A 12,254-nucleotide genomic window follows, 5' to 3' on the forward strand; every position below is an offset into this window, starting at 1 on the left:
GGTACTGGGGGGCTCATGAAGAGGGGGACACCGTTTCGGTGTCCCCCTCCCTGCCGCTACTCCTGGCGGGCCGCGGTGAGATGTTCGGCGTGTTCCTGGAGGGAACGCACGCCCACGTCTCCGCGGGACATGGCCTCGATGCCCTGTACGGCGGCGGCCAGCGCCTGGACCGTGGTCAGGCAGGGGACGCCGCGGGCGACGGCGGCGGTACGGATGTCGTAGCCGTCCAGCCGGCCGCCGGTGCCGTAGGGGGTGTTGACGATCAGGTCGACCTGGCCGTCGTGGATCAGCTGGACGATGGTCTTCTCGCCGTCCGGACCCTCGCCCTCGGACTGCTTGCGCACCACGGTGGCGTTGATGCCGTTGCGGCGCAGCACCTCGGCGGTGCCGGAGGTGGCGAGCAGCTCGAAGCCGTGGGCGACCAGCTCACGGGCCGGGAAGATCATCGAACGCTTGTCGCGGTTGGCGACGGAGACGAACGCGCGGCCCTTGGTGGGCAGCGCCCCGTAGGCGCCGGACTGGGACTTGGCGTACGCGGTGCCGAAGACCGAGTCGATGCCCATGACCTCGCCGGTGGAGCGCATCTCCGGGCCGAGGATGGTGTCCACACCGCGGCCGTGGATGTCGCGGAACCGCGACCAGGGCATCACGGCTTCCTTGACCGAGATCGGCGCGTCCAGCGGCAGGGTCCCGCCGTCGCCCGCCTTGGGCAGCATGCCCTCGGCGCGCAGCTCGGCGATGGTGGCGCCCAGCGAGATCCTGGCGGCGGCCTTGGCCAGCGGTACGGCGGTGGCCTTCGAGGTGAAGGGGACCGTACGGGAGGCGCGCGGGTTGGCCTCCAGGACGTAGAGGATGTCCCCGGCCATCGCGAACTGGATGTTGATCAGTCCGCGGACGCCGACGCCCTTGGCGATGGCCTCCGTCGAGGCCCGCAGCCGCTTGATGTCGAAGCCGCCGAGGGTGATCGGGGGCAGCGCACAGGCGGAGTCGCCGGAGTGGATACCGGCCTCCTCGATGTGCTCCATGACGCCGCCGAGGTAGAGCTCACGGCCGTCGTAGAGCGCGTCGACGTCGATCTCTATGGCGTCGTCGAGGAACCGGTCGATGAGGACCGGGTGCCGGTCGATCAGGCCGGCGTGCCGGGTGAGGTACTCCCCCAGCGAGGGCTCGTCGTAGACGATCTCCATACCGCGGCCGCCGAGCACGTAGGACGGGCGGACCATGACCGGGTAGCCGATCTCGGTGGCGATCCGCTTGGCCTCGGCGAAGGAGAAGGCGGTGCCGTACTTGGGGGCCGGCAGACCGGCCTCGGTCAGCACCCGGCCGAAGGCGCCGCGCTCCTCGGCGAGGTCGATCGCCTCGGGCGAGGTGCCGACGATCGGCACCCCGTTGTCCTTGAGCGCCTGCGCCAGGCCCAGCGGGGTCTGGCCGCCGAGCTGGACGACGACACCGGCGACCGGTCCTGCCTGGGTCTCGGCGTGCACGATCTCCAGGACGTCTTCCAGCGTCAGCGGCTCGAAGTACAGGCGGTCGGAGGTGTCGTAGTCCGTCGAGACGGTCTCCGGGTTGCAGTTGACCATCACGGTCTCGTAGCCGGCGTCGCTGAGCGCGAACGAGGCGTGGACGCAGGAGTAGTCGAACTCGATGCCCTGGCCGATGCGGTTGGGGCCGGAGCCGAGGATGATCACGGCCGGCTTCTCGCGGGGCGCGACCTCGGTCTCCTCGTCGTAGGACGAGTAGAAGTACGGCGTCTTCGCGGCGAACTCGGCGGCGCAGGTGTCGACCGTCTTGTAGACGGGGCGGACACCGAGGGCGTGCCGGACCTCGCGGACGACGTCCTCGCGCAGCCCGCGGATCGCGGCGATCTGGGCGTCGGAGAAGCCGTAGCGCTTTGCTTCCGCAAGGATCTCCGGGTTGAGCTTCTCGGCCGCGGCGATCTCGTCCGCGATCTCCTTGACGAGGAAGAGCTGGTCGACGAACCAGGGGTCGATCTTCGTGGCGTCGAAGACCTCCTGGGGCGTGGCGCCGGCCCGGATCGCCTCCATGACGGTGTTGATCCGGCCGTCGGTCGGGACCTCGGCCTTCTCCAGCAGCGCGGCCTTGTCGCCCGGCTCGGTGACGAAGTCGAACTGGCTGCCCTTCTTCTCCAGGGAGCGCAGGGCCTTGTTGAGCGCCTCGGGGAAGTTACGGCCGATGGCCATGGCCTCGCCGACCGACTTCATGGTCGTGGTGAGCGTGGCGTCGGCGGCCGGGAACTTCTCGAAGGCGAACCGCGGCACCTTGACGACGACATAGTCGAGGGTCGGCTCGAAGGACGCCGGGGTCTTCTCGGTGATGTCGTTGGGGATCTCGTCGAGGGTGTAGCCGACGGCGAGCCGGGCGGCGATCTTCGCGATCGGGAAGCCGGTGGCCTTGGACGCCAGCGCCGACGAACGGGAGACCCGCGGGTTCATCTCGATGACGATGACCCGGCCGTCCTCGGGGTTGACCGCGAACTGGATGTTGCAGCCGCCGGTGTCCACGCCGACCTCGCGGATCACGGCGATGCCGACGTCCCGCAGGGTCTGGTACTCGCGGTCGGTGAGCGTCATCGCCGGGGCGACGGTGATCGAGTCGCCGGTGTGCACGCCCATCGGGTCGAAGTTCTCGATGGAGCAGACGACCACGACGTTGTCGTTCTTGTCGCGCATCAGCTCCAGCTCGTACTCCTTCCAGCCGAGGATGGACTCCTCCAGGAGCACCTCGGTGGTGGGCGAGAGCGTCAGGCCCTGGCCGGCGATCCGGCGCAGCTCCTCCTCGTTGTGGGCGAAGCCGGAGCCGGCGCCGCCCATGGTGAAGGAGGGGCGGACGACGACGGGGTAGCCGCCGAGCTCGTCGACGCCCGCCAGGACGTCGTCCATGGAGTGGCAGATGACCGAGCGGGCGGACTCGCCGTGGCCGATCTTGGTGTTGACGGCCGCGACGACCTCCTTGAAGAGGTCGCGGTCCTCGCCCTTGTTGATCGCCTCGACGTTGGCGCCGATCAGCTCGACGCCGTACTTGTCGAGGGTGCCGGCCTCGTGCAGCGAGATGGCCGTGTTCAGGGCCGTCTGACCGCCGAGGGTCGGCAGGAGCGCGTCCGGGCGCTCCTTCGCGATGATCTTCTCGACGAACTCGGGGGTGATCGGCTCGACGTAGGTGGCGTCGGCGATCTCCGGGTCGGTCATGATCGTCGCCGGGTTGGAGTTCACCAGGATGACGCGCAGGCCCTCGGACTTGAGGACCCGGCAGGCCTGGGTGCCGGAGTAGTCGAACTCGGCGGCCTGGCCGATGACGATCGGGCCGGAGCCGATGACCAGGACGGACTGGATATCGGTGCGCTTAGGCACGCTGGCCCTCCATCAGGGAAACGAAGCGGTCGAAGAGGTACGCGGCGTCATGCGGACCCGCGGCGGCTTCGGGGTGGTACTGGACGCTGAAGGCCGGCTGGTCGAGGAGGTGCAGACCCTCCACCACGTTGTCATTGAGGCAGACGTGGGAGACCTCGGCGCGGCCGAAGGGGGTGTCGGAGACCTTGTCGAGCGGGGCGTCGACGGCGAACCCGTGGTTGTGCGCGGTGACCTCGACCTTGCCGGTCGTACGGTCCTGCACCGGCTGGTTGATGCCGCGGTGCCCGTACTTGAGCTTGAAGGTGCCGAAGCCCAGCGCGCGGCCCAGGATCTGGTTGCCGAAGCAGATGCCGAACAGCGGCGTCTTCCGCTCCAGGACTCCGCGCATGACGGAGACCGGGTGGTCGGCGGTGGCCGGGTCGCCGGGGCCGTTGGAGAAGAACACACCGTCCGGGTTCACCGCGTAGACGTCCTCGACGGTGGCGGTGGCGGGCAGCACATGCACCTCGATGCCGCGCTCGGCCATCCGGTGCGGGGTCATGCCCTTGATGCCCAGGTCGATCGCGGCAACGGTGAACTTCTTCGTGCCGATCGCCGGGACGACGTAGGACTCCTCGGTGGCGACCTGCGTGGACAGGTCGGCGCCCTGCATCTCGGGGGCCTGGCGCACCTTGGCCAGCATCGTGCCCGCGTCGGGCAGCGCCTCGCCGGAGAAGATGCCGACGCGCATGGCGCCGCGCTCCCGCAGATGCCGGGTCAGCGCGCGGGTGTCGACACCGCTGATGCCGACGATGTCCTGGTCGACCAGCTCGTCGTCCAGGGAGCGCACCGAGCGCCAGTTGGACGGGATGCGGGCGGGGTCACGGACGACGTAGCCGGCGACCCAGATCCGCTGCGACTCGGGGTCCTCGTCGTTCACACCGGTGTTGCCGATGTGCGGGGCGGTCATGACGACGACCTGGCGGTGGTACGAGGGGTCGGTCAGCGTCTCCTGGTAGCCGGTCATGCCGGTGGAGAACACCGCTTCGCCGAAGGTCTCCCCCACGGCCCCGTAGGCGCGGCCGCGGAAGGTGCGGCCGTCCTCCAGGACGAGTACGGCGGGGATCTTGGCGGTCCCCCTGGTGGAGGTCGTCATCGTGCGCCTTCCGTTTCGGTGTGCTCGGTGGTGCTGGTGTGGTGCTCGGTGGTGCTGGGCTCGGTGGTGCCCTGCTGCGTGGTGCTCAGCCGGTCGATGGCCTCGACCCAGGCCGGGTGCTCGCCCGCCCGGTCGGAGCGGAAGCCGGAGTCGATCTCCTTGTCCCCGTGCCGCCAGGTGACGATCAGCAGCCCGCCCTCGGGCAGGACCTTGCCGGCGATGCCCTTGTCGAGACGGGCGCCGCGCAGTGCGGCGGCCGGCACGAAGAAGTCCTCGGCGCCCGGCCGTACGACGTCCAGGCCCTGGTCGGTCAGGGTCAGCTCGGCGCGGCTACGGGTGCCCAGACCGCGCGCCACGATCCGGTCGAGCCACTGTCCGGCGGTGGTGGACCCGTGGTAGCGGCCGCTGAGGGTCAGCTCGGGCTCGCCGGTGTCGTCCGGGGTGGCCGGCAGCTCGGGCAGATCGCCCTGGAGCGTGCCGCGCCACTTCCAGCCCTGGCGCATCAGCCAGTAGACGAAGACGACGAAGACCAGCAGACCGACGACCCAGCCGATCCGTGCGGCCCAGTCGGTGACCGGCGCGGACTTCTGCGCTTCGGCCAAGTGGATCAGTGGAGGAGTCACGCCAGCTTCCCGTCGACGACCGTTGCCCGGCCCCGCAGGAAGGTGTGGGTGACGCGTCCCGGCAGCTCACGGCCCTCGTAGGGGGTGTTGCGGCTGCGGGAGGCGAAGCCCGCGGGGTCCACCTCTCCACGGTAAGCGGAATCGAGCAGTGTGAGGTTGGCGGGCTCACCAGCCGAGACGGGGCGGCCGTGGCCCTCCAGGCGGCCGATGTGCGCGGGGCGGAAGGACATCCGGTCGGCGACGCCGGCCCAGTCCAGCAGACCGCTGTCGACCATCGTGTGCTGGACGACCGAGAGCGCGGTCTCCAGGCCGACCATGCCCATGGCCGCCGCGCCCCACTCGCAGTCCTTGTCCTCGTGCGGGTGCGGGGCGTGGTCGGTGGCGACGCAGTCGATGGTGCCGTCGGCGAGCGCCTCGCGCAGCGCCAGGACGTCGGCCTCGGTGCGCAGCGGCGGGTTCACCTTGTAGACGGGGTTGTAGCTGCGGACCAGCTCGTCGGTGAGCAGCAGGTGGTGCGGGGTGACCTCGGCGGTGACGTTCCAGCCCTTGGACTTGGCCCAGCGGACGATCTCGACCGAGCCCGCCGTCGACAGGTGGCAGATGTGCACCCGGGAGCCGACGTGCGCGGCGAGCAGCACATCGCGGGCGATGATCGACTCCTCGGCGACCGCGGGCCAGCCGCCGAGGCCCAGCTCGGCGGAGACGATGCCCTCGTTCATCTGGGCACCCTCGGTGAGCCGGGGCTCCTGGGCGTGCTGGGCGACGACACCGTCGAAGGCCTTCACGTACTCCAGGGCGCGCCGCATGATCACGGCGTCGTCCACGCACTTGCCGTCGTCGGAGAAGACCCGCACACCGGCCGCGGAGTCGTGCATCGCACCGAGCTCGGCGAGCTTCTTGCCCTCCAGGCCGACGGTGACCGCACCGACGGGCTGGACGTCGCAGTAGCCGGACTCCTTGCCCAGCCGCCAGACCTGCTCGACGACGCCCGCGGAGTCCGCGACGGGGAAGGTGTTGGCCATCGCGTGGACGGCGGTGAAGCCGCCGACCGCGGCGGCCTTGGTGCCGGTCAGCACGGTCTCGGAGTCCTCGCGGCCCGGCTCGCGCAGATGGGTGTGCAGGTCGACCAGGCCCGGCAGCAGGATCTTGCCGTCGGCCTCGATGACCCGGGCGTCCCCGGCGCTCAGCCCGGTGCCGACCTCGGCGATGGTCTCCCCGTCGATCAGCACGTCCTGCGGCTCGCCACCGAGGACCTTCGCCCCGCGAATCAGGATCTTGCTCATGGTTACTTGCTCTCCTCGGTGCGGGTGCTGGTGCCGTTGCCGGCGGTGAGGGCGGGCTCGTTGCCGCCCAGCAGCAGATACAGGACGGCCATCCGGATGCTGACCCCGTTGGTGACCTGCTCGACGGCGGTGCAGCGCGGCGAGTCGGCGACCTCGGCGGTGATCTCCATACCGCGGTTCATCGGGCCGGGGTGCATCACGATCGCGTGCTCCGGCATCCGCGACATCCGGTCGCCGTCCAGGCCGTAGCGCCGCGCGTACTCCCGCTCGGTCGGGAAGAAGGCCGCGTTCATCCGCTCGCGCTGGACGCGCAGCATCATCACCGCGTCGGACTTGGCGACCACGGCGTCCAGGTCGTACGAGACCTCGCAGGGCCACTGCTCGACCCCGATCGGCACCAGCGTCGGCGGCGCGACCAGGGTGACCTCGGCACCCAGGGTGTGCAGCAGATGGACGTTGGAGCGGGCGACCCGGCTGTGCAGGATGTCGCCGACGATGGTGATGCGGCGCCCGGCCAGGTCCTGGCCCAGTCCCGCATCGGCGCCGACGAGGCGGCGGCGCATCGTGAAGGCGTCCAGCAGCGCCTGGGTGGGGTGCTCATGGGTGCCGTCACCGGCGTTCACCACGGAGCCGCCGATCCAGCCGGAGGTCGCCAGGCGGTGCGGAGCGCCGGAGTCATGGTGCCGGATGACGACGGCGTCCGCGCCCATCGCCTCCAGGGTGAGGGCGGTGTCCTTGAGCGACTCGCCCTTGGAGACCGACGAGCCCTTGGCGGAGAAGTTGATGACGTCGGCGGAGAGCCGCTTCGCGGCGGCCTCGAACGAGATGCGGGTGCGGGTCGAGTCCTCGAAGAAGAGGTTGACGACGGTGCGTCCGCGCAGGGTGGGGAGCTTCTTGATCGGCCGGTCGGCGACCCGGGCCATCTCCTCGGCGGTGTCGAGGATCAGTACGGCGTCGTCGCGCGTGAGGTCGGCGGCCGAGATGAGGTGACGCTTCATCCGGTTTTCTCCGTGGGTGAAGGAGGTGTACGGGAATGTCCGTTGAGCGGGCATGCCTGCGGACCCGGGGTCACCGGGCCCGTACGCCGTGCGCTATCGCTCGCCGGCCGGGGCGGTGTGCTTCACGCCGAGCAGCACGGCGTCCCGGCCGTCCTCCTCGGTGAGCTGGACCTTGACCGTCTCCCGCAGCGACGTGGGGAGGTTCTTGCCTACGTAGTCGGCGCGGATCGGCAGTTCGCGGTGGCCGCGGTCGACGAGGACCGCCAGCTGCACGGCGCGCGGCCGTCCGATGTCGCCCAGCGCGTCCAGGGCGGCGCGGATCGTGCGCCCGGAGAAGAGGACGTCGTCGACGAGCAGGACGACCCGGCCCTCGATGCCGTCGGCGGGGATGTCCGTGCGGGCGAGCGTGCGGGCGGGGCCCAGGCGCAGGTCGTCGCGGTACATCGTGATGTCGAGCGAGCCGACCGGGACCGTGCGGCCGGTGATCTCTTCGAGCTTGGCGGCCAGTCGCCGGGCGAGGAAGACGCCGCGGGTGGGAATCCCCAGGAGCACCACATCGTCCGCGCCCTTGGCGCGCTCGACGATCTCGTGGGCGATACGGGTGAGCATCCGCGCGATGTCCGGGCCTTCGAGCACCGGGCGTGCAGGGAGCTGAGCCGTCGTGTCGGAACTGCTTGCGTCCATATGAAACGGACCTCCTTCTCCGCCTCACGGGACGGACCTTAAAGGACGTCGGAATTACGCGCCCCAGGCTACCAGGGGGCCCTCCAGGACCCGTCGGCACCCCTGACGGGTGAGGGTCTGCCCCGTTCCGCTTGACGAAGTCAGATTACGCTGCGTAACCTCACAGTGAGTTACCAGCCCGCGGCGGAGCCGCATGTCGATACAGCCGTCTGGGGAGTTTTATGTCCAGCGAATACGCCAAACAGCTCGGGGCCAAGCTCCGCGCCATCCGCACCCAGCAGGGCCTTTCTCTCCACGGCGTCGAGGAGAAGTCCCAGGGCCGCTGGAAGGCCGTGGTGGTCGGTTCGTACGAGCGCGGCGACCGCGCCGTGACCGTGCAGCGCCTTGCCGAGCTGGCGGACTTCTACGGCGTTCCGGTGCAGGAGCTGCTGCCGGGCACGACACCGGGCGGAGCGGCCGAGCCGCCGCCGAAGCTGGTGCTCGACCTGGAGCGCCTTGCCCACGTCCCGCAGGAGAAGGCCGGCCCGCTGCAGCGCTACGCCGCCACCATCCAGAGCCAGCGCGGTGACTACAACGGCAAGGTGCTCTCGATCCGCCAGGACGACCTGCGCACCCTCGCGGTCATCTACGACCAGTCGCCCTCGGTGCTGACCGAGCAGCTGATCAGCTGGGGCGTGCTCGACGCCGATGCACGCCGTGCCGTGTCGCACGAGGAGCTCTGACACCCTCGTACCTGCAGAAACGTACCGCCGCCCCGGGCTTCCGGGGCGGCGGTTCTGCATTCCGGGGCCGTCCCGGGGCGCTCCGGTATTCGCGGGCACTCGCCGGTGCCCTCACAAAAGCCCCTGACGGCGCTCTGCGGGCATGCGACGGGCCCGGAGCACTTGTCCCTCGCTCCGGGCCCGTTCACACGCTCTGCCGACCGCCTACGCCTCGCGCCGCAGACTCGGCTTCAGCTCCTTGAACCGGCCGAGGAGGCCGTTGACGAAGGCCGGGGAGTCGTCCGTGGAGAACTCCTTGGCGAGCTGCACCGCTTCGTCGATCGCCACCGCGTCCGGCGTGTCGTCCACCCAGAGCAGCTCGTAGGCACCGAGCCGCACGATGCTGCGGTCGGCCGCCGGCATCCGGTCCAGGTCCCAGTCGACCGCGTAGGTGGAGATCAGCTCGTCGATGCGGGTGACATGGTCCGCGTATCCCTCGACCAGCTGCAGGGTGTACTCGTTCACCGGCGGCTGCCGTGGATCGGTCCGGGCGTGCCGCATCCAGTCCGCGAGCACGGACTGCACATCGGCACCGCGCTGGTCGGCCTCGAAGAGAATCTGGAAGGCGCGCTTACGGGCCTTGGTACGGGCAGCCACGGTTAGCTGTTCACCCGGCCGAGGTAGTCGCCGGTGCGGGTGTCGACCTTGATCTTCTCGCCCTCGGTGATGAAGAGCGGCACCTGGATCTCGTAGCCGGTCTCCAGCGTGGCGGGCTTGGAGCCGCCGGTGGAGCGGTCGCCCTGGACGCCGGGCTCGGTGTGCTGGATGACGAGCTCGACGGCGGCCGGCAGCTCGACGTAGAGCACCTCGCCCTCGTGCTGCGCCACGACGGCCTCGAAGCCCTCAAGGAGGAAGTTCGCGGCGTCACCGACGGCCTTGCGGTCGACCATCAGCTGATCGTAGGTGTCCATGTCCATGAAGACGAAGTACTCGCCGTCCATGTACGAGAACTGCATCCCGCGCTTGTCGACAGTGGCCGTCTCGACCTTCACGCCGGCGTTGAAGGTCTTGTCCACCACCTTGCCGGAGAGCACATTCTTCAGCTTGGTGCGGACGAAGGCCGGGCCCTTACCGGGCTTGACGTGCTGGAACTCGACGACGGACCAAAGCTGGCCCCCTTCGAGCTTGAGCACCAGGCCGTTCTTGAGGTCGTTCGTGGAAGCCACGGTTGCGGAATCTCCTGGACTGCAGGTGGTGGGTACCTCGGAGCCGTCCGCCGCAAGCCGTGGGGCTCACAGCGCGAGCAGCTCCTTGGTCGTGATCGTGAGTAGCTCGGGCCCGCCGTCCGCCTCGGGGCGGACGACGAGTGTGTCGTCGATCCGGACACCCCCACGGCCCGGGATGTGAACCCCCGGCTCGACGGTGACCGGCACGCAAGCGTCCAGTTTACCCATGGCGGCAGGGGACAACTGAGGGTCCTCATCGATTTCGAGTCCCACACCGTGCCCGGTCCACGGTCCGAGCCGCTCGCCGTACCCCGCGGCATCCAGGACATGGCGGGTCACCCGGTCCACCTCGCGGCACTCCACACCCGGCGCGAGCGCCTCGCGTCCGGCCCGCTGGGCTGCGAAAACGAGATCGTACAGCTCGATCTGCCAGTCCGAGGGCGTGGTGCCGATGACGAAGGTCCGGCCGATCTCGCAGCGGTAGCCGCGATAGTTGGCGCCCAGCCCGACGCTGAGGAAGTCGCCCTCCTCGACCCGCCGGTCGGTGGGCAGATGTCCGGGGCGGCCGGCGTTCGGGCCGGTCGCGACGGAGGTGGGAAAGGCCGGGCCGTCCGCACCGTGGTCGACCAGCCGGCGCTCCAGTTCGAGCGCGAGATGCCGCTCGGTGCGGCCGACCAGGATCGATTCGAGAAGCTCCCCCAGGGCCTGGTCGGCGATCTCGGCGGCGATCCGCAGACAGGCGATCTCGTCGTCGTCCTTCACCAGCCGCTGTGCCTCGACCGCGCAGGCCAGATCGGACAGCCGCAGCCGGGGCGCGACCTGCGAGAGCGCCCGGTGCCGGGTGACGGTGAGGTGGTGTTCCTCGACGGCCAGGATGTCCGCGCCGGCCTTCGCGGCCAGGTCGGCGCCGGCCACGACCGGGTCGCCGCCACGCGTCGGCAGCACCGAGACCCGTACGTCCTCGGCCGGGCGCCCCTCGGAGGGATCGCCGCTCAGCGGATTGCCGCAGAGCAGCACATCGTCGGCCGGTCCCAGCAGCAGCGCGGCACCCGGCGGCGCACAGCCGGTGAGGTAGCGGACGTTCGCGGGGCGCGAGATCAGTGCGGCGGCACTTCCGGCCCCGGCTACGCGGTCGCGCAGACGCGTGCGTCGGGCCGCGTACAACTCGGACATATCACGAGCGTACGGCGACTCCCCCGAGGCGGCCGGTCGAGCGGGGCCGCCCGGGGGACCGGTGCCGTACCGTCTACCAGTTGGGCGGGCTGGCGATGCTGCGGGCGACGACGTCGTCCAGCACCCGCACCGTCGTGGCGACGTCGTGCTGGGAGTTGTCGATGATCGGCAGGCCGGAGCCGTACCAGCCGGCCATCCGCCCGTGGATCCTGGCCACCTCTTCGTCGGAGAGCCGGCGGTTGCCGCTGCGCCGGGCGTTGCGCTCCAGAACGATCTCCAGACCGGGCAGCAGCACGATCGGCAGCAGACCGGGGCCCACATGGCGCTTCCAGCCGCCGAGGCCGACGACCGGCCGGTCGGGGAAGACGGCGTCGTCGAGGATGCAGGAGATGCCGTTGGCGAGGAAGTTACGGGCGGCGAAGCCGCAGGTACGGCGGGCGAGGCGGTACTGCGCCTCGGAGTGGTCGTTCCAGCCGGTCTGCGGGTCGGCGAAACCGGAGCGGACCCATTCGCGGACGTCGTCGAGGCTGATGTGCGCGGTCGGCACCCGCCGGGTGTCGGCCCAGTGGCGCGCCACGCTGGTCTTGCCGGCCCCGGCCGGGCCGATGAGCAGCACCGCGACGGCCGCATGCGCAGCGTCCGGTGCGGCATCGGTGGGCGGGCTGGGCAGCGGCACCGGGGCGGCCGGGGGAAGCCGCACCTGGCCGGTGATGTCCGTGCTGTGCGGGGTGGGCGGGGCCTGCTGGGGAGTGGGCCCGTGCCAGCCCTGGCCGGGGGCGGGCTGCTGCGCGGGCGGCGGGGCAGCGGGAGCCGGCGGCGGGACCGGAGGGGCCTGCGGCGAGGTGGGCGGGGTGTGCCCTCCCGGGGTGTGCCCTCCCGGGTTGGGCGTCCAGTGCATGGCGGCCCCGGGTCCTGATGCCTGCCCGTGGGGCGGTGGCAGCGGAGCCCCCACTGCGTACTGCATCCGGTGGCTCTCCGTCTCGTGCGGTCGACGTGGTGCGGTGCTCCCCCGGCTCACGCCGGGTGGTGCCCCCAGGCGCCGGGCCCGTCTGCCCGGTGCGTC

Annotated in this window: 11 protein-coding genes; 1 reads left to right on the forward strand and 10 read right to left on the reverse strand. The window is 70.6% G+C overall.

Going from position 1 to position 12,254, the window contains the following annotated elements; all coding sequences use genetic code 11:
- Positions 1–56: 56 nt before the first annotated feature.
- The 6 genes from carB to pyrR all read right to left on the reverse strand — a co-directional run bounded on the left by carB (position 57) and on the right by pyrR (position 8,091).
- Complete coding sequence (carB, locus tag AB0C46_RS36015; protein ID WP_362833194.1) at positions 57–3,368, reverse strand: carbamoyl-phosphate synthase large subunit; 3,312 nt, start codon at positions 3,366–3,368, stop codon at positions 57–59.
- Entirely contained in the window at positions 3,361–4,503 is a 1,143-nt protein-coding gene (carA, locus tag AB0C46_RS36020) for a glutamine-hydrolyzing carbamoyl-phosphate synthase small subunit (RefSeq protein WP_362833195.1), read from the reverse strand. Before carA ends, carB begins: the two co-directional genes overlap by 8 nt.
- Positions 4,500–5,126: a hypothetical protein gene (locus AB0C46_RS36025; protein ID WP_362833196.1), complete on the reverse strand. Its 627-nt coding sequence runs from the start codon at positions 5,124–5,126 to the stop codon at positions 4,500–4,502. The genes carA and AB0C46_RS36025 overlap by 4 nt, the downstream gene beginning before the upstream one ends.
- Complete coding sequence (locus AB0C46_RS36030) at positions 5,123–6,409, reverse strand: dihydroorotase (protein WP_362833198.1); 1,287 nt, start codon at positions 6,407–6,409, stop codon at positions 5,123–5,125. Before AB0C46_RS36030 ends, AB0C46_RS36025 begins: the two co-directional genes overlap by 4 nt.
- A gap of 2 nt (positions 6,410–6,411) precedes the next feature.
- Positions 6,412–7,407: an aspartate carbamoyltransferase catalytic subunit gene (locus tag AB0C46_RS36035; RefSeq protein ID WP_018087603.1), complete on the reverse strand. Its 996-nt coding sequence runs from the start codon at positions 7,405–7,407 to the stop codon at positions 6,412–6,414.
- A gap of 93 nt (positions 7,408–7,500) precedes the next feature.
- Positions 7,501–8,091: a bifunctional pyr operon transcriptional regulator/uracil phosphoribosyltransferase PyrR gene (pyrR, locus tag AB0C46_RS36040; RefSeq protein WP_018087604.1), complete on the reverse strand. Its 591-nt coding sequence runs from the start codon at positions 8,089–8,091 to the stop codon at positions 7,501–7,503.
- A gap of 221 nt (positions 8,092–8,312) precedes the next feature.
- On the opposite strand from pyrR, the gene bldD reads away from it, so the two are divergent.
- Positions 8,313–8,813, forward strand: coding sequence for a transcriptional regulator BldD (gene bldD, locus AB0C46_RS36045; RefSeq protein ID WP_018087605.1), 501 nt, complete (start codon positions 8,313–8,315; stop codon positions 8,811–8,813).
- 204 nt (positions 8,814–9,017) lie between these two features.
- On the opposite strand, the gene nusB is transcribed toward bldD, so the two are convergent.
- From nusB to AB0C46_RS36065, 4 genes are all read right to left on the reverse strand, one after another.
- Positions 9,018–9,449 carry a transcription antitermination factor NusB gene (gene nusB / locus AB0C46_RS36050; protein ID WP_208685959.1) on the reverse strand — a complete coding sequence of 144 codons (432 nt, stop codon included), beginning with the start codon at positions 9,447–9,449 and terminating at the stop codon, positions 9,018–9,020.
- 2 nt (positions 9,450–9,451) lie between these two features.
- Positions 9,452–10,018, reverse strand: a complete 567-nt coding sequence (gene efp, locus AB0C46_RS36055) for an elongation factor P (RefSeq protein WP_030076436.1) — start codon at positions 10,016–10,018, stop codon at positions 9,452–9,454.
- 66 nt (positions 10,019–10,084) lie between these two features.
- A complete protein-coding gene (locus AB0C46_RS36060; RefSeq protein ID WP_362833201.1) occupies positions 10,085–11,191 on the reverse strand; it encodes an aminopeptidase P family protein in 1,107 nt (368 codons plus the stop codon).
- Between the two features lie 73 nt (positions 11,192–11,264).
- Positions 11,265–12,155 carry a Pro-rich N-terminal domain-containing protein gene (locus tag AB0C46_RS36065; protein WP_362833203.1) on the reverse strand — a complete coding sequence of 297 codons (891 nt, stop codon included), beginning with the start codon at positions 12,153–12,155 and terminating at the stop codon, positions 11,265–11,267.
- Positions 12,156–12,254: the final 99 nt, after the last annotated feature.

The sequence above is a fragment of the Streptomyces sp. NPDC048637 genome, assembly GCF_040650675.1.
Taxonomy (GTDB): Bacteria; Actinomycetota; Actinomycetes; order Streptomycetales; family Streptomycetaceae; genus Streptomyces.